This is a genomic window from Gilliamella sp. Bif1-4 (assembly GCF_001690535.1).
In the GTDB taxonomy this organism is placed as follows: Bacteria; Pseudomonadota; Gammaproteobacteria; order Enterobacterales; family Orbaceae; genus Gilliamella; species Gilliamella bombi.
The window spans coordinates 260,914-280,157 of the sequence record NZ_LZHC01000024.1; the positions used below are offsets into that span (position 1 = coordinate 260,914).

12 protein-coding genes and 1 CRISPR repeat array are annotated in these 19,244 nt (G+C 34.6%); of the genes, 6 read left to right on the forward strand and 6 right to left on the reverse strand.

From position 1 onward, the window contains the following. Nucleotides 1–14 precede the first annotated feature (14 nt). The 4 genes from thiP (at nt 15) to dinB (ending at nt 5,240) form a co-directional block, all read left to right on the forward strand. Complete coding sequence (gene thiP / locus A9G25_RS04020) at nt 15–1,592, forward strand: thiamine/thiamine pyrophosphate ABC transporter permease (RefSeq protein ID WP_065625836.1); 1,578 nt, start codon at nt 15–17, stop codon at nt 1,590–1,592. Beyond that, on the forward strand, nt 1,570–2,280 hold the full coding sequence (thiQ, locus tag A9G25_RS04025) for a thiamine ABC transporter ATP-binding protein ThiQ (protein ID WP_065625837.1): 711 nt from the start codon (nt 1,570–1,572) through the stop codon (nt 2,278–2,280). Before thiP ends, thiQ begins: the two co-directional genes overlap by 23 nt. A 117-nt stretch (nt 2,281–2,397) precedes the next feature. Then, nucleotides 2,398–4,104, forward strand: a complete 1,707-nt coding sequence (gene cptA, locus A9G25_RS04030) for a phosphoethanolamine transferase CptA (protein WP_065625838.1) — start codon at nt 2,398–2,400, stop codon at nt 4,102–4,104. Nucleotides 4,105–4,184: 80 nt separating this feature from the next. Next, on the forward strand, nt 4,185–5,240 hold the full coding sequence (gene dinB, locus A9G25_RS04035) for a DNA polymerase IV (RefSeq protein ID WP_065625839.1): 1,056 nt from the start codon (nt 4,185–4,187) through the stop codon (nt 5,238–5,240). A gap of 78 nt (nt 5,241–5,318) precedes the next feature. Here the strand turns inward: dinB and A9G25_RS04040 are convergent, their stop codons facing one another. Then, nucleotides 5,319–6,755: a 6-phospho-beta-glucosidase gene (locus A9G25_RS04040; protein ID WP_065625840.1), complete on the reverse strand. Its 1,437-nt coding sequence runs from the start codon at nt 6,753–6,755 to the stop codon at nt 5,319–5,321. Nucleotides 6,756–6,768: 13 nt separating this feature from the next. Then, on the reverse strand, nt 6,769–8,658 hold the full coding sequence (locus A9G25_RS04045; protein ID WP_065625841.1) for a glucose PTS transporter subunit IIA: 1,890 nt from the start codon (nt 8,656–8,658) through the stop codon (nt 6,769–6,771). A 177-nt stretch (nt 8,659–8,835) separates the two neighbouring features. On the opposite strand from A9G25_RS04045, the gene A9G25_RS04050 reads away from it, so the two are divergent. Continuing rightward, on the forward strand, nt 8,836–9,540 hold the full coding sequence (locus A9G25_RS04050) for a GntR family transcriptional regulator (RefSeq protein WP_065625842.1): 705 nt from the start codon (nt 8,836–8,838) through the stop codon (nt 9,538–9,540). Nucleotides 9,541–9,625: 85 nt separating this feature from the next. On the opposite strand, the gene A9G25_RS04055 is transcribed toward A9G25_RS04050, so the two are convergent. The 4 genes from A9G25_RS04055 to A9G25_RS04070 are packed head-to-tail and all read right to left on the reverse strand — an operon-like array spanning nt 9,626 to nt 16,598. After that, the gene (locus A9G25_RS04055) at nt 9,626–12,727 is read right to left on the reverse strand and encodes a type I restriction endonuclease subunit R (RefSeq protein WP_065625843.1); all 3,102 of its coding nucleotides are present in this window, start codon (nt 12,725–12,727) and stop codon (nt 9,626–9,628) included. Nucleotides 12,728–12,739: 12 nt separating this feature from the next. Continuing rightward, the gene (locus A9G25_RS04060; protein WP_065625844.1) at nt 12,740–13,861 is read right to left on the reverse strand and encodes an AAA family ATPase; all 1,122 of its coding nucleotides are present in this window, start codon (nt 13,859–13,861) and stop codon (nt 12,740–12,742) included. A 17-nt stretch (nt 13,862–13,878) separates the two neighbouring features. Continuing rightward, entirely contained in the window at nt 13,879–15,036 is a 1,158-nt protein-coding gene (locus A9G25_RS04065; protein WP_065625845.1) for a restriction endonuclease subunit S, read from the reverse strand. Further along, on the reverse strand, nt 15,033–16,598 hold the full coding sequence (locus A9G25_RS04070; protein WP_218057528.1) for a type I restriction-modification system subunit M: 1,566 nt from the start codon (nt 16,596–16,598) through the stop codon (nt 15,033–15,035). The genes A9G25_RS04065 and A9G25_RS04070 overlap by 4 nt, the downstream gene beginning before the upstream one ends. A 361-nt stretch (nt 16,599–16,959) precedes the next feature. Next, nucleotides 16,960–17,527: direct repeats of the CRISPR family, unit length 28 nt; unit sequence GTTCACTGCCGTGTAGGCAGTTTAGAAA. Between the two features lie 604 nt (nt 17,528–18,131). Between A9G25_RS04070 and A9G25_RS04075 the strand changes: the two genes are divergently transcribed. Then, complete coding sequence (locus A9G25_RS04075; protein WP_065625846.1) at nt 18,132–19,118, forward strand: hypothetical protein; 987 nt, start codon at nt 18,132–18,134, stop codon at nt 19,116–19,118. Nucleotides 19,119–19,244: the final 126 nt, after the last annotated feature.

Consider the following 19,244-nt stretch of genomic DNA (forward strand, 5'->3'; position numbering starts at 1 on the left):
TTTTATTCAGTATAATGTTGAAATTAAGAACGTTAATCCCTGGCATTAGTGCTGCAAGCTTGATTTTAGTTGTATTAGGATCAGCACTATTTGCGCTTTGTTTAGTTGCTTTTGAGTCTAATAATTTAACTGTTTATTTTGATAACTATTTATTACATGTTGTTTGGATAACGGTATTTCAAGCAACGTTATCAACATTGCTATCTGTATTATTGGCAATATTGATGGCTAAAGCCCTATCGATGGTGAATTTTTTGGGTAAAAATGTATTGCTACGCATTATGCCTATCACCTTTATTTTTCCTACGTTGGTTGTGGTAACGGGGTTATTATCTGTTTATGGGCAACATGGTTTATTAGCGTCGTTTTGTCATTATTTGGGTTTGCCTTTTGTGATATCCATTTATGGTTTAAAAGGTATTTTATTGGCACATATATTTCTTAATTTCCCTTATGCTTGTTGCTTGTTTTATCAGACCTTAAATAGTGTGCCTGTCGAACACAAGCAATTAGCTGATCAATTAAATTTTTCGAGTTTTACTTATTTTAAATTGGTGGAATGGCCACTATTGCGTCGACAATTGTTTCCTATGGCATCGCTCATTTTTATGCTTTGTTTTTCTAGCTTTGCTATTGTATTGGCACTTGGTGGAGGGCCTAAATATACCACACTTGAAGTTGCTATTTATCAATCAATCCGTGAATTTGATCTGATACAAGCTGTGCTTTTAGCATTTTTGCAGTTGGTTTGTTGTGCTTTTTTTATGGGGCTGATGCAAAAGTTTAATTATAGCTATAAATTTAACACTTGCTATATTAAGCAGAATTATCGTTTACCTGTTTCGTTTAGTTTAGTTTTGCCCAGTATTGTTATTATTGTTATTGGTGCATTATTTATTTTGCTACCCATCATAACTATATTAATAAAAGGTATTTATTTCTTTCAGTGGTCATTTTTTTCAGTGGCTTTTCAACGTGCAGTTATATTTTCGTTATTAATTGCTATTGGATCAGCTAGCATTGCAATGCTACTAGCTTTATTATTACTTTATACAAACAGCCGATTATTGATTAATCAGCAAATAAATTGGAGTAATCGGTTAATGTTAGTTGGATCGCTGATTTTAATTATTCCAAGCATGGTGCTGGCGTCTGGTTTGTTTTTACTGTTATTTCCGTACGCTTATAGTTCTGTCTTTGTTTGTGTTTTGACAATGCTTTGTAACAGTTTAATGGCACTGCCATTTATATTAAAAAAACTTGCTGCACCAATGTACGATGTTACATCACGCTATTGGCAATTAAGCCAGTCACTTAATATTACTGGTTTTTGGCATTTTTATTTAATTGAATATAAAGCACTAAAAAAGTTAATTATCCAAAGTTTTGCTTTTTCAGCAATATTATCATTGGGTGATTTTGGTATTATTGCGTTATTTGGAGGTCAGTCAGTTACTACGTTACCTTATTATTTATATGAGCAAATATCGCATTATCATTATCATGAAAGTACCGTAACAGCTGCATTATTGTTAATATTATCTTTTAGCTTACTGGTTGTGATAGATTATGATCGAACTGAATCGAATTAATTATCGATATGATAATTTTAAAATGTATTTTGATATCAAAATCATTACAAAAGAAAAGGTGGTTATTGTTGGGCCAAGTGGTGCAGGTAAAAGCTCATTGTTAAGCTTGATTGCTGGGTTTATTTCACCAAACTCTGGGCAAATTTTACTTAATCATCAAAATATGATTCACACTCAGCCAGGAAAGCGGCCCGTTTCGATTTTATTTCAACATAATAATTTATTTGATCATTTAAATGTTGAACAAAATATTGGTTTAGGTATAAAACCTTGTTTAAAACTAAATATATCGGAGCGCCAAACAATAGATGATATGTTAGCTAAAGTTGGTTTAGCTGGTTTTAATAATCGCTATCCTGAACACCTTTCAGGTGGTCAGAGTCAACGTGTTGCGTTAGCTCGTTGTTTAATTCAACGTCGACCTATTTTATTGTTAGATGAGCCATTTTCAGCTCTCGATCAAGCATTACGGTTTGAGATGTTAGCATTAGTTGATCAAATTTGCGATGAGCTCGATTTGACATTAATGATGGTGTCACACAATCTTAATGATTCGCTTAGTTATTTTTCTCGTTGTTTGGTGGTAGATAATGGACAGATCGTTTTTAATGGTTTACCTAACCAACTAAAACAACCTGAAAATAATCACATTGCAAAGATATTAGGTTTAAATTCTCTCAAAAAGTAAGAGTTTAGCATTTAATAAGTTACATATTTAAATTTAAATGGTTAAAGCTTAAGGTTTTATTAATCTTCCAAGCGTATATTGCATTTAATGATCAATAAGAACGCAAATTAAATATCTATGCTAAACATAAAAGCAACCCACAAATTTAGCTGGTCAGCACTTATCTTTAATATTTTATTTTTTACTTATTTTTCTAGTGCATTACAGTTATATATTTTTCTTTCGGGGCATTCTAATGCAATTGGACTTCGCGATTCAATTATCTATAGTTTGATTTGGCTTATTCCTGTTTTGATTTTTCCTAATTATACAAAAAAGATTGCGACTATTTTTGGGCTTATTGTCGGTTGTTTGTCTTTGGTTTCAGTCGGTTATTTTGTGATTTATCGACAAGAATTTTCGCAAAGTGTATTTTTTGTTATGGCAGAATCAAATTATAGTGAATCGAGTGAATTCGTTCAGCAGTATTTTAGTATTAAGTTAGCTGTAGTACTGATTATTTATAGTTTAGTGGGTATTTATATTTGGAGCAAAGTCAGACCTGTTTATATTAAAACTTCCACTAAATGGATTGTATCACTAGTAATAGCTATTTATGCCATAATGCCTGTGTTTATTAGTGTGACAATAAAAAAATCATCCATTGAAAAAGCTGGAGCTCATTTGCTAACGCGTATGGAAACGACTGTGCCATGGCAACTTATTAATAGTTATTTGGCTTATCGATCTCAACTTAATAATATGGAAAATATTTTAAGTCATTTAGACACTTTACCTCCTGTTGAAAATTTAAAAGATGCTAACGGTAACACGCCTAGGACGTTGGTGTTAGTTATTGGTGAATCAACAACACGTAATAGAATGAGTATTTATGGTTATGGTCGAAGTACCACACCTCAAATTGAGCAGTTTAGAAAAGATAATGCCGATTTTGTTGTATTTAACAATGTGATTTCATCAAGACCTTATACTATCGAGATTTTGCAACAAGCGTTAACTTTTGCTGATGAACGACATCCCGATTTATACCTTAAAACTCCTTCATTAATAAATCTAATGAAGCAAGCAGGGTATAAAACATTCTGGATCACTAACCAGCAGACCATGACCAAGCGTAATACCATGTTGACTATGTTTTCTAAACAAGCCGATGAACAGTTTTATATGAATAACGATCGTAATCAAAGTTCAAGACAATATGATGAATCGGTATTTGAGCCTTTCAAAAAAGTGCTGGCTGACAACGCTGAAAAGAAATTTATTGTTATCCATCTGCTTGGTACGCATATGAAATACGAGTTCCGCTATCCAAAAGACGGTAAGTATGACCGTTTTAAAGATAAGGAAAGTATTCCATATCCTCTCGATGACGATAAAGTAGATGTATATAATAGTTATGATAATGCAATAAGTTATAATGATTATGTCACAACAACACTGTTTAATATCTTCAAAAACAGTAAAGAAAATGGTTTTATGTTATATTTTTCAGATCATGGTGAAGATGTTTATCAAACGCCACCGCATAATGTATTAGGGCGAAACGAGAAAGCACCAACTAAAACTATGTATACTGTGCCATTTATGCTTTGGCAATCGCCAACATGGGTGGCAACGCATCCTAATAACTATCAAGCTTATGTAGATCGAAAATTTAGTACTCAAGATTTGATTCATACTTGGTCTGATTTAGCTGGATTAAGTTATAACTTATATGTTCCTGAAAAAAGTATTGTTAATCCTAATTTTCATGAATCGATTCGTTGGATAGGCGATCCTTATGATAAGAATGGCTTAATTGATTTTGATAAATTAACTAAGTAATTCACTTAGGTTGTTTACACAAATATTTAAGGTATAATATTGTATATTTATACAGTTATATTTGAGTGTTGTGAAGCCCTATGCGAAAAATTATTCATGTCGATATGGATTGTTTTTATGCCGCCGTTGAAATGAGAGACAATCCCCGTTATCGCAATATGCCTATTGCGGTAGGAGGGGATCCTCGTAAGCGAGGTGTGGTTGCGACTGCCAATTATTTAGCTCGTCAGTATGGTATACACAGTGCTATGTCAATGGCTCAAGCCATAAAACTTTGTCCTAACCTTAAAATTATAGCGGGTAGGCATGCAGTTTATAAAGAAGTCTCCAAACAGATCCACCAAATATTTAAACGATATACTGAATCTATTGAGGCTTTATCACTCGACGAAGCTTACCTTGATGTAACTGATTGCAAACTTTGTTATGGTTCAGCTACTTTGATTGCTCAAGATATCCGTCAATCAATTTACAAGGAACTTGAATTAACTGCATCGGCAGGCGTTGCTCCACTTAAGTTTCTTGCCAAAATAGCCTCTGATATGAATAAACCTAATGGTCAATATGTAATAACGCCAGATAACGTGGATAGTTTTATAGATCAGTTATCGTTAAAAAAAATCCCAGGAGTGGGTAAAGTAACAGAAAAGAAATTAGCCCAATTGGGACTATTTACATGCAATGATGTTGTTAATTATGATGTAACTAAATTAATTACCCAATTCGGTAAATTTGGAAGAATACTATATGAACGATGCCAAGGTGTCGATGATCGCGAAGTTTGTAGTGATAGACAACGTAAATCTGTTGGCGTTGAGCGTACTTTAACTGATGATATTCATAGTTGGGAAGAGTGTTTATTGCAGTTCGACCCATTATTTGATGAAATGGAAAAACGGTTAAGCAAAGTGCGTGCTGATTTATCGATTGCTCGGCAAGGCGTAAAATTTAAGTTTGACGATTTTCAGCTAACTACACAAGAACATGTTTGGTCTAAATTGGATAAAGCTGATTTAATTGAGCAAGCGCATAAAGTTTGGCTAGAACGGCGTAATGGGCGTGGCGTTCGGTTAATTGGTTTTCATGTAACGTTAATCGATCCGCAAGTTGAAAAGCAGTTGGTTTTTCATTTTTAGCCTTTTTAACCATAAAAATGAGGATGCAGGCAAAACCTTCCAACATCCTCATAACAAATGATAGCTAGCTAATAATGATTATTTCAAACTTTCACCATTAGTACTAATGACTTTTTTGTACCATTCGAAAGAGTCTTTTTTATAGCGTTTCATACTACCGTTACCTTCATTATCACGGTCAACATAAATTACGCCATAACGTTTTTTCATTTCGCCCGTAGTGAATGATACAACATCAATAATTCCCCAAGCAGTGTAACCCATTACATCAACACCATCATAATCTATAGCGGTTTGCATGGCTTTGATATGGGCACCTAAGTATTCAATACGTGGTTTATCGTGTATTTGATTACCGTTTTCGAGTTCATCAATTGCACCAAAACCATTTTCGACAATAAATAGCGGTAATTGATATCGATCATACAGACGATTAAGTGTATAACGTAAACCTTCAGGATCAATTGGCCAGCCCCAATCGCTGCTTTTTATATAAGGATTTTCAACCGCATTAGGTAGTGCACCGTTAACTATGTTGTCACGATTATCATTTTTGGCATCAGCTTTAACGACAGTAGACATATAATAGCTAAAGCCAATGTAATCAACCGTACCTTTTTTCAAATAACCTAAATCTTCTTCGGTAATATCGAGTTTATATCCTTCACGCTCAAACTCTTTTAATGCATAAGCTGGATAGTAACCACGAACGTGAACATCAGGGAAGAAGAATCGTTGATGCATGGCAATCTCTGAAGCCATCATATCTTCAGGATTACAAGAATATGGATAAATTGGCACATGCGATACCATACAACCAATTTGAAAATCAGGATTAATTTTTTTACCTGCTATTACTGCTTTAGCACTGGCTAACAGTTCATAGTGTGCAACTTGGTACAGAACTTCTTGCGGATTTTCATCAGGTTTAACTTGTACGCCAGAGTTAGTCCAAAAGAAGATAGGATTACTAGTATCCATTTGATTATTGATTTCGTTAAATGTCATCCAGTATTTAACTTTATTTTTATAACGTTCAAAACATGCAGTAGCAAAGCGCTCAAAAAATTCAACTGTCTTACGGTTTCTAAAACCTCCATAATGGCGAGCAATATGTAACGGCATTTCAAAATGCGATAAGGTGATAACTGGTTCAATGCCGTGAGCTATTAGTTCATCAAAAACATCATCATAAAAGCGAAGGCCTTCTTCATTTGGTTCAAGTTCATCACCCTTTGGAAAAATTCGAGTCCAAGCAATCGAGGTGCGTAAACATTTAAGGCCTAATTCGGCAAAAAGTTTGATATCGTCTTTATAATGATGATAAAAATCAATTGCAGTATGATTCGGATAAAATTTACCTGCTTCGATATCTTGAGTGATTTGTCTTGGAACGCCATGAGCACCTGCGGTCATAACATCTACAACACTTGGGCCTTTACCGCCTTCGTTCCAACCGCCTTCAAATTGGTGAGCGGCTAAAGCACCGCCCCATAAAAATGGTTTTGTAGTCATTTTTTATTCCTTGTTATTGCTTAATGTTAAATATGATATCATCAACTGTCACTTGTGTTTTATCGGTTAATGAAATTTGTTGATACAGATCGGTATTAACAATAATAATTGGGGTAATTAATGGATAACCTGCTTGCTTAATGGCCTCAGGATTGAAGCTGATTAGCAAATCACCTTTTTTTACTTTTTGATGTAATTCAACATGATATTCAAATTCATTGTTAGTTAAATTAACTGTATCAATACCCACGTGAATTAACAATTCAACACCATTATCTAATGTTAACCCAATGGCATGTTTAGAATTTTCAAATACTGCGGTTACTTCGGCATCAAAAGGCGCATAAACGTGATTATCAGTAGGTTCAATTGCAATCCCTTCTCCCATGAGTTTTTGTGAAAAAGCAGGATCGGGCACTTCGCTTAGTGGTAAAGCGTGACCAGTCATTGGGCTTGTGATATCAACTTCGTCAAGAAGGATTTTAGGGTTATCATCTTCGTTATTGATAGTCTCTTGGTTATTGACCGTATCTTGTATGGTTTCGCCAGTACCAAAAATTTGGATTAAAATTACAGGTCCAATTAATGCAATTGCTGAACCAATTGCTACACCAAAAAATGAACTCATATTATCGGGTTTAATGGCATTGACAATGGTTAATGGTCCTGGTAGTGCTGCATAAGTGTAGTAATAAGGTGTAAAAAATCCAGCAACAATGCCACCCAAAGATGCGCAGATACATCCATAAATAAATGGTTTTTTAAAGCGCAAGTTTACACCATAAATAGCCGGTTCAGTGATACCAAATAAACCGGTGATAAATGCGGATAATGAAACACCTTTCATATCTTGTGTTTTAGTTTTTATATAAAAACCTAAAGCTGCACCCACTTGACCAATTACGGCAATAGTTTGAAATGCTTGGAAAGAATCTTGTCCATATTGATTAATATTTTCAATGATGACAGGTGTAATTCCCCAATGTATACCAAAAATAACCAATACTTGCCATACAGCACCAATCAACCCACCAGCAACGAAAGGTGCTAGATTTACTATCCAATTATAACCATTGGCAATATAGTGAGCTGCATTTGCAGTTATTGGTCCTATGGCAAGAAGTGTTAATGGCACCATAATCACTAAACAGATTAAAGGCATTAAAAGCGGTTTGATAATACTATGTAATCGGGGTTCTAAAAATCGTTCTAAATAAGATAGTAACCACACCAAAAAAAGTGGTGGTAGCACAGTAGAGTTATAGGTCGTTTCTGATAACGCAATACCAAATAAATCGATTTCTTCCCCTGTTTTGATTAATGTAGCTAATTCTGCCCAAGTAGGTGAAAGTAGCGCGGCACAACAAGCCACCGCAATGTAAAGATTACAACGAAAATGCTGTGAAGCGGTAATCGCAATAAAAATCGGTAAAAAGACAAAAGGAGCCCAAGAAATAAAGTCAAAAACCTTACAAGTGCTAGTTGCACCAAATTCAGGGAAAGTTAATTTAATTAAAATTAAGATCCCTTGTAAAATCCCCGAAGCGGCTAAAACGTAAACAAACGGTGCAAAGACAGCTGACATTGTAGCAATAACACGATTTAAAATATTTGCTTTATTGTCATTAGTCACTTTATTATCAGTATTAATCAGTTGAGTAAAAGCGTTATAAACTTTATCGACATTTGTGCCTATTACAACTTGAATTTGTCCTCCTTTTTCAACCACAGTAATAACACCCGGCAATTTAGCAATGTTTTCTTTTGCTTGATCTGGGGTCGTTTTTGTTACAAGACGGAGACGCGTTGCACAACGTGCAACAGTTACAATATTATTTTCACCACCTAGCTCGTTTAAAATATCAACAGCTAGCTTGTTATAATCTCTAATTTTTGATGACATCCATAAACTCCTTAAAAGCAATTCAGTAAGATTATTTTATAGACAATTTCAAAATTGTTAATTAACAATTATATTGTTTGTGATCTAGATCGACTTTTTATGTGATTTAATTTAAAATTTTAAATAACCTATATAGAATAATATTTAAATCAATTAGCAAATAATAAACAAATACCAATGATTAAATATCAGATTGTTGCAAAAAAAATAAAGCAGATGATTTATCAACAGCAATTATCTAAAGGCACTCAACTTACCAATATTGATGGACTAATTAATCAATATCAGGTCAGTCGTAGTACAATTGTTAAAGCACTTAACTGTCTTGAGCGGCAGGGCGTTATTTATCAAGTGCAAGGTAGCGGTATTTTTGTTCGTGAACGTAAAAAAAGAGGCTATCTCAATTTTTTGCAAAGCCATGGTTTTACAGTTGATCTAGAAGATGTTTATGGCTCATCAAAAGTACTTAATGTTGATATTATCAAGCCCTGTGCAAAAGTGAAAGAGAATCTGCAATGTGATGATCAGGAAGAAGTTTATTTTATTAAACGACTGCGTTACGTTGAAGGTAAATTATATGGTTTAGAGCAGTCATATTATCGCAAAAAGTTAATTTGTTATTTAAATAAAGAGATCGTTGAAAATTCAATTTTCAATTATATTCAAGAAAATTATAATATTAATATTGGTTTTTCTGATAAATATATGCAAGTGATAAAGCTTGATGCTGAAATGGCGCAATATTTAGGATTACAAGCAGGTGAGCCAGCACTTTGTGTTGAAGAAATATTTTACACCTCATCAGGTGAACCATTTGATTTTTCAAAAATCATTTATCATTATGAACATGCAAGATTTTGCATACAAAATCACTCAAAGTAAGTTTGAATGATAAGTTATTAGGAAGATGAATAAGAAATCGATCAGTCATCTTCCTTTAATTATTAGCGAATTTAACTGTTAATAATTAAATTTCACCACCAACACCCTTAAACTTTTCAACCAATGCGGCGATCTTTTCAAAGACTCGGTTCTTTTTAATTAAATATTGGGGATTCAGTGGGCTCATTTTTGGTAAAATCTCGTTCAACTCTGTACCGTTTTCGGTTGCATATTTTCGCTTTAATGATGAGGCAATATAGCGTTTTGTTGCCGCTTCATTTAAATTTTCCTCTTCAATTAAGGAATTAAGCTCTACCTGCAACTCTTGCTGTGCATACAAGAAAAATGCATCAATAATCGAGGCTTTATCTGGAATAGCGTCAAGATCGGTTTGTTTTATAAATTCGACAACTAGCTCCTCTTTAGCGCGATTTTCTAAACTTGACCGAATTAATCGCTGAGTATCTTCGACAATGTCTTGTTTGGTTTTTTCTTGCTTATTTTGTTCATAAATTAACTCAAGAATATAATCCAGATTGATCTCTTGTGATTTTAATAGATCAATTTCGAAAACCACATCATCCCAGTCAAATCTTTGCTGATCTTGTTGATTGGCTTCTTTTTCTCGGCGTAGCCAATCACGAATATCATTATAAGTTGAACGATAATTTTGAATGGCGCGATCAGTTGGTAGTTTAACAGCTTGCATTTTTTGCAGATCTTCATCAGTCACATAATGCTTGTTTTTAAATGCTAAAACAGCTTGCTCGTCTGTCATATCTAATTGTTGGAAGTCTTTTAATGCAACAAATTCATCATAATTTTGCAACACATTGTCAGCACGCAAGTACTCACCAAATAATTTAACAAACTCTTTTTTATCTTTTTCTTTGATAATTTCATCAGGGCGTGGGAACTTTTCTTGTAACTCGGCAACGATGGCTAGATAGCCATTGTGGAAATTACCTGAATCTTTATCAGTAAACCCTTCCATGTATTCCTTAAAGCTTTTTTCTAACACTACTTCATGAGTATTACTTTTACCAAATGTTTTTATTGCATCAATGGTAGCTTGTTCTAAATCACGAAACGCCACAATATTACCAAAGGTTTTGGTGGCATTATAGATACGATTGGTGCGTGAAAAGGCTTGAATTAACCCATGATACCGCAGGTTTTTGTCGACAAATAGGGTATTAAGTGTTGGGGCATCAAAGCCTGTAAGGAACATGCCGACAACAATTAATAGATCGACTTCTTGATTTTTTACTTTTAAAGACAAATCACGATAATAGTTTTGAAATTGATCGCTACTGACATCAAAGTTAGTTTTAAACATCTGATTATAATCTGATATCGCAGAAGCTAAAAACTCTTTAGCACTTTGATTTAAGGCATCTATTTCAAAACTTTCATCGGCAAAATTACCTTGCGCATCTTGTTCTTCATTAGCAGAATAAGAAAATATCGTGGCTACTTTTAACGGCTGATTTGCACCTTCTTGTAGTTTTTTGAATGATTCATAATAGAGTTTAGCCGCATCGACACTACTTACAGCAAACATGGCATTAAACCCTTTACTTTTGCCCATTAAGCGGTGGGTTTTTTGTTTAAAATTATTCAAAATATATTGTGTGATTTGCTCAATACGGTTTGGGTGGAGCAGTGCTTTTTTATTTTCAGCAGCGCTAAGTTTTTCGAGATCTTGTTCTTGCTCTATCGATTTAAAATTAGGGCGCACATCATTATAGTCAACTTTAAATTTTAGTACCTTTTCGTCACGAATTGCATCGGTTAATACATAAGCGTGCAGTTCACGACCAAAAACATCCGCTGTAGTTTGCGTTCCGATTGCGTTAGTATGCATAATCGGCGTACCAGTAAAACCAAATTGGTAATATTTTTTAAATTTACGCTTTAAGTTTTTTTGAGCTTCGCCAAACTGGGAGCGGTGCGCTTCGTCAAAAATAAATACCACATGTTTATCATAGATTGCTAAACTATCATCGCTTTTCATTAAATTATTAAGCTTTTGAATAGTGGTGACAATAATTTTATTATCGGTTTTCTCAATATTGCGCTTAAGCCCTGCGGTACTATTTGAACCATTCACACTATCTTTTGAAAATTTTTGATACTCTTTCATGGTTTGATAATCCAGATCTTTACGATCCACCACAAAAAAAACTTTATCAATAAATTCTAATTCGGTTGCAAGGCGTGCCGTTTTAAAACTGGTTAATGTTTTGCCAGAACCTGTTGTGTGCCAAATAAAACCACCACTTTGTAAGCTACTCCACTTTTTGGCATGATAAGCGCTAATTATTTTCCATAATATACGCTCGGTGGCGGCGATCTGGTAAGGGCGCATAATTAACAATGTGTCATTCACATCAAGCACCGAATAAGTCAATAACACATTTAACAGCGTTCGGCTGGCAAAAAAAGTTGCGGTAAAGTCTTTTAGATCTTTTATCGGCTCGTTTTTAACATTGGCCCAATTCATTGTAAAATCAAAGCTATTTTTGTCACGTTTTGTCGTGTTAGCAAAATAGCGGGTATCGGTACCATTTGATATAACAAACAGTTGTAAATATTTAAATAGTGAATTGTCTTGATTAAAACTCTCTTTACTATAGCGATGTACTTGATTAAAGGCTTCACGAATAGCAATACCACGCTTTTTTAGTTCAACTTGAACAAGCGGCAAGCCATTAACTAAAATAGTCACATCATAACGATTTGCATAATTACCTGTTTGCTGAAATTGATGGATAACCTGTAATTTATTATTGGTGACATCTTTTTTATCTAACAGTTTGATATTTTGAATATGACCATCATCAAAAACAAAATCGTAAATATGATCGTGGTGGATTTTGCGACTTTTGTCGATCATCGATTCATTGGGTTTATCCAAATACTCTAATACAAAACGTTGCCATTCATCATCGGTAAATTGCATTTTGTTTAGTGTTTGCAACTGCTCGCAAATATTTGCTAATAATTTTTCATGCGTATTTAAATTTGGTAAGTATTCATAACCTTGTCGAGCTAAATCATGAATAAATTCGTTTTCTAAATCAGTTTCAGTCTGATAAACAGCCGCTGATTCTTCAAGTTTATTGTAGTTATCTAAAATAATATAGCTATTGGTTTCGGCGATGGGTTTTGTATAAGTCGTCATATTCTATTCCAACTATTTAAAATTATAATTTTCGAGTAAATGATTCAGTAAAAATGCAACGGTTTGCTTTTCAGGTTCAGAAGGTTCGGAAACCATTTCATTAGATAAGGTTGAATGGCTGGTAAAATTGATAATCCGTGTTAAGTAAAGTTTTTTATCGCCAGGCAATAATTCTGACCATTGCTGATAGCCTAAAAAACTGGCGGTTTTTTCATATAAGTTACGTAATAGGGTAAAATGATATTTTTCAATTTTATTTTCCTCAATCGCTTGTTGCAGCAACTGTTTTAAATACAGATGATAGGAAAAACTGTGGTTTGAATCGCCTTTTTTTTCTTCTAGTTCAAAATAGCCATCTGCTAATCGTCTTAGAATATAACCGTTTGACAAGTTCAATTCATTATAAAGCACATTATAAAACAGTGTATTATGGGTAGTGATGATAAATTTAATGTCAGATTTATTGGATTTGATTAATTGGGCAATATCTACCGCTAATTGAATCAGATGATTCTCGTCCAATGAACTAACCGGATCATCAATAAAAATATAGCGTAATTGGTCAAATTCATTAGTGGAACGCTCGCTTTCTTTATCAATATCGGCAATCACCAAACTAATCAAGGTGAAAAAAATACTCCAAATTAAATTACTTTCTTCTCCTTTGGATATTTTAATATTATCAATACGCTGATCATTACCCGCTGCAAGCGAGAAAGTAATAGCGGAAAAATCCTCAATGAAATGCGGCGTTAGGTTTTGCTGGGTATAAGCCTGGAAGTATCTGGTCACATCTTGCTCCTTCCCTTGCTCTTTCAGAATCCAGTCCGTAAATGAATTGGGTTGTATGCTTAGCTGATGCTCGCCTTGCTGATATTTATCGTTATCCCAGACGAATAAATCTTCAGTAAATGCGTTATAGTAAAGAATCTTATGCCGTGTTAAGGTACTACTGTCTTCTTCATCCGCTTTATTCTGCGATACAATGAATTCTTTAAACGCTTGCGATAAACGTGTTTTACCGGTGCCGTTAAAGGCATAAATCAATTGGGCTTTGTTTTCATTTTTCCTTTTTTGGGTGCTTTGGGCGTTTCTATCAATCTGCTCAGCAATATTTATCAGTGTATTATTCATATTATGATTATCTTGTGTTATTTATCTTCCACCTTAGGAAAGTTCAATAATAAATTCCGATAGTACTCGTACTGTTTTTGGCGTAATTCAATCTCACGCGGTAAACCCTCCGTGATTGAGTTGGTGAGCACATCAAATTTATCTAGGATTTCAACAATACGTGCTTGTTCCTTGAGTGGGGGGATGGGGATATTGATATTATCTAAAATAGCTTTAGTTAAACTTGGTCTACCTGATCCTGTATCTAACTTGGTTAGATCTATTGTTTTCATATAATAATAAAAAAATTTAGGGATGATTTCTTCTTCATCTATTTCTGTGTAGTAGATTGTATCAACATTCCAAAATGGTGATTCAAGATAAAAAATATTTGTGATTGAACCTTTACGTGGAATTAGTACTGTCGGTTTATTATATGCATGTGTATTAACATAGCCCATAACTCCTCCCGTACCATAAACAGGAATATCGCCATCACCTAATTTTTTCCAATCTTTACCATTTTTAATTTTCGCAATCTCTCCCAAATTCTTCCACTCAACCTCATCCTCTTGAAAGGTCAACAATTTATCTCGATAATAGTTGTATTGTTTTTTTCGTGTAGTAAGCTCTGCTGTGAGCTCTGTTGTGAGAGCTGTGAATGTGTCTAAAATACGGACGATTTCGGTTTGAATACTAATAGGTGGGATTGGTATTAGTAAATCTAATACTTGTGCCATATTAGGATGTTTTATACCAGAACCACGATAAAATGAATTTAATAGCTCTTTTTTTGCTAATAAAAAATAATAGAGGTACTTATTACTGAGTAAATTGGGATTATTTGAGGTTGCTATCCGATTATCAGCTGTAAGAAATTTACCTTTATAATATTGAACATTAGCATTTCCTCCCCAAGGAATGGCAACAATTTCACCTTCACTAACTCTTTTACCTGCAAGTTTCTCAGTTGTCCAAAGATCAGAAGTATTGGTTGTCAATAATTTAACATTTCCATTATTTGAGATAAGTACTTTCAGTTCATTAGCAAGTAAATAATTGTACTTAATAATGTGTTTTTGTTTGTGGTTGTCTACAGAATTGAACTTTTTATCCCATGTGGTTACTTTCCATAAAGGTAAAAATTCTACTTTAACACCTTTCAGCAACTCAGTTATATTGCTACTCTTAATCATGCTTCAATCTCCGCCACAATTGCATCGATTTGGCAACGTAAGCTATCAATTTTAGCTACCGTATCTTTTATTTCGGCATTAAGCTGGGTGATATCAATCACTTCACGGGTATCTTCGGCTTCAACATATGAACTGACTGATAGATTATAGTCATTTTGCGCAATGGTTTGATTATCGACTGATTTAGCAAAATATTCGATATCTTGCTTGCTAGCAAATACTTGCATAATTTCTTGAATATGTTCATCAGTGAGCACATTATTATTGGTCTCTTTTTTAAACAGTTTGCTAGCATCAATAAATTGTGTTGTCTTGACGGTTTTATTTTTGGCAAGCACTAAAATATTAACCGCAATTGATGTGCCATAAAATAAGTTGGGTGCGAGCGAGATTACAGTTTCGACAAAATCATTATCGACCAAATATTTGCGAATTTTTTGTTCTGCACCACCACGATAAAATATCCCCGGAAAGGTAACAATAGCAGCTCGCCCACACTCGGACAGGTAACTTAATGCATGCATAATAAAAGCAAAATCGGCTTTCGATTTTGGTGCCAGTACGCCAGCAGGTGCATATCGGTCATCATTGATTAATGTTGGATCATCACTACCAATCCATTTAATTGAATAGGGTGGATTAGAAACAATGGCATCAAATGGCTTTTCGTCGCCAAATTTTGGATTAAGTAGTGTGTCCCCTAAGGCAATTTCAAATTTATCATAGTTGATATTATGTAAAAACATATTCATTCGAGCAAGGTTATAGGTAGTATGGTTAATTTCTTGACCGAAGAACCCATCCTCAATAATATGCTCGTCAAACTGTTTTTTTGCTTGTAACAATAAAGAGCCAGATCCTGCTGCCGGATCATAGATTTTATTGACCTTTTTTTGATTATGTAAGGCGAGTTGTGAGATCAGCTTGGACACATTCGGTGGTGTAAAAAATTCACCACCTGATTTACCTGCATTCGAGGCATAATTAGAAATCAAATACTCATAAGCATCGCCAAACAGATCAATTTGATTGTCTACAAAATCACCAAAATCAAGCTCGGCAACACCATTCAGTACCGCAGCTAACCGTTTGTTTTTATCGGCAACTGTATTACCTAATCGGTTACTAGTGGTATCAAAATCGGCAAATAGCCCTTTAATATCGCTTTCTGAAGGGTAACCAATGGCTGAGCTTTCAATCGCATCAAAAATATTTGCCAAGTCAGTATTTAAACTTGGATTGGTATTAGCTTCAGCTACAATTTTACAAAATAATTGGCTAGGATAAATAAAATAGCCTTTGGTTTTTATTGCGTCTTTTTTAACTTCATCGTTAATGACATCGTCGGATAATGTGCTGTAATCGATACTCTCATCGCCACCTTCAATATAATTGGCAAAGTTCTCACTAATAAAGCGATAAAACAAAGAACCAAGCACATATTGTTTAAAATCCCAACCATCGACAGCACCACGGACTTCGTCGGCAATTTTCCAAATTTGGCGTTGTAGTTGATCGCGTTGTTGCGTTTCGGTGATTGATTTAGCGTTATTAGATGTCATATTTTTCAAAATTCCTAAATAAAAAATCGGTGCAGCCTAATTAGAAAGTCACTGATTTTTACTTTCATATTAGCCATTTTATAGCTACCTGTTATAGGTGTTATAGCATAGCTGATTTGTTGTTATTTTTCCATCTGGGGCGTTTATTAAAAACTCAGCCAATGGGTATTTTAAATTTTAAACTTGGGAAATATTAAGAAATAACAAAGCAACAAAATCTAAAAACAAAAACCCTTTTTTTAGCTATATTTTAAAATTCAATAAAATCAATAAATTAAATTTATCTCAAAAAAAAGGGTTTTTAAAACCTAAATACCTATTTGCCTTTTTACATACTATATTGATAGTATATTAGCTTCTAGTTCACTGCCGTGTAGGCAGTTTAGAAAAACTTATCTCTCGTGCCTGTCCCCTTTAAAATGTTCACTGCCGTGTAGGCAGTTTAGAAATGTAGACGAAGTGAGTCTTAACGGTTGACTTGGTTCACTGCCGTGTAGGCAGTTTAGAAATAGCAAGAAATATTCAAAAAACGTTTTTGATAATTCACTGCCGTGTAGGCAGTTTAGAAAGTAGTTTTAATATAGTTTTGTGTTAACTATGTGTTCACTGCCGTGTAGGCAGTTTAGAAAAGTGAATCGTTCAGGAGAAAAATATCCGAAAGGTTCACTGCCGTGTAGGCAGTTTAGAAAAACAAGTAGTCATTTAGTCACGAAAAAAACAGGTTCACTGCCGTGTAGGCAGTTTAGAAAAATATAACTTGTAGTTTTAGAGGAGTACGCGAGTTCACTGCCGTGTAGGCAGTTTAGAAACCTCTCTACGGCTAATAATACCCAGTGCATCAGTTCACTGCCGTGTAGGCAGTTTAGAAAATTGCTGACACGTTCGACCCAGTAACCAAGGTGTTCACTGCCGTGTAGGCAGTTTAGAAATGCGCTTAAAAATTACGCATTTTAATATAAAACTTCACCGCCGTGTAGGCGGTCTTTTGTATAAAAATAGAAATTTCTGTATAACTGGTTGATTTTAATAGAAGTAAAAAATTAAATAAAATCAATACTCTACCTGAGCGATTTTATGGGCGTAATACATCTTATAACATGGTAAGGATTATATGTTCATTGGTTGTTAGGTAATTCACTAATTCCTTGGTTTAGAAATTATCACCAATATTCATTATTTCCACAAAAGTTAAGAATTACAAAACCTAACACCGTATTCTAATTAAAAAATTGCATAAAAAACTAGCCAAGTTTTTTTAAAATAGCTATACTTTAATCTCCTTAAAGAAATAGTTTATTAAACAATCAAATAAACATGAAAATTAAAATAAATCATTAATTTACTTGACAGGTAAACCGTAATGCATTATCATTTTAAACACCAAACACCAAACACCAAACCTGGCAAACCTATGTCTTAAATTTATCAGATAAACACACTAGTTGGATTTTTAACCCCACCACGTTTATATCTTCAAAGTTATTTTTCAAATTATTATCAAAATTATTCCGAAAAGTTCCGTTAGTATTGATATTGTTATTATTGTCTTCTTTATGGAATGTACAGGCGAATGGCAAAAAGGTTCGAACGGGTAATCGTAGTGATGCAATACTGCTACCGTCGGCAGTTATCCATTATGCAAGGCCGAATCTATTTTTGGGTGATGACGAATACGCAGGTCCAGCTGACATATGGAATCCTAAGAAGGGCTTCCTAGTTCAATCAATCAATCCTGAATCATACAACCTCAATTTTCCAACTACAGGAGCGCATAATTTATATTTTGATTTACTTATAACAGGAATAGATGTGAGAGACTTGACATGGAAACCTGTTACGCATGAGGGAATTACTGCAACAGTGACAAATGTTGTAGCTAATGATGGTTGGATTCCTTGGGAGGATTTTGCAAAAGTTGTCGCCCGTGTTAAGTTAACAGGTCCAGAGGCCAGAAATCAATGGGATAATCCAAATCCTAGCCGAATTGCTGTACCAAAGTTACCGCAAACGTTTGAGTTAGTGGGTAGAGATAGATATGGCATTGAGGTAGTAAAATATGGATTTGTGTTGAGGCAGTGGTTCGTCGTTCGGGATAATCCCAATGGATATGTTAATGGTAGACGTCATAGTGACCAGTTAGCATGGTGTAATAATATAGGCTACCGGATGCCAAGGATCAGGGATTTAACTAACGCGGTTAGTACAGGTGTTCGTTTTCCTGTAGGCGCCAGCCCATCTTCATCAGATAATAATTACATGCGCTATATTGGTGCAGGCTTTTTTTCCGAGTGGGGCTGCATGTACGACTACACTGGTGCTAACTTTGTCGACAACCGCTACTGGACGAGCGATACCGACGACAACTACTGGATGAGCGATACCGACGACGACTACTGGACGGAAGCTGCTAAGGTTAAGGATAGCCACCCGTTCAATGTGGGCTCACACTTTGGCAACTTCTATGGGTACTTCCCGTTTTACAGCACTTATGTTGTTTGCTCCTTGGACCTTAGACCTTAGTCCTGAGGTCGCCGAGGCCAATATTTAGAAACACCTATTTTGATACTTTAACTATCATAAAATTGTTTACCGCCGTGTAGGCGGTTTAGAAATATATAAAGATATGTCTGGGAGAGTTAGTGCTTC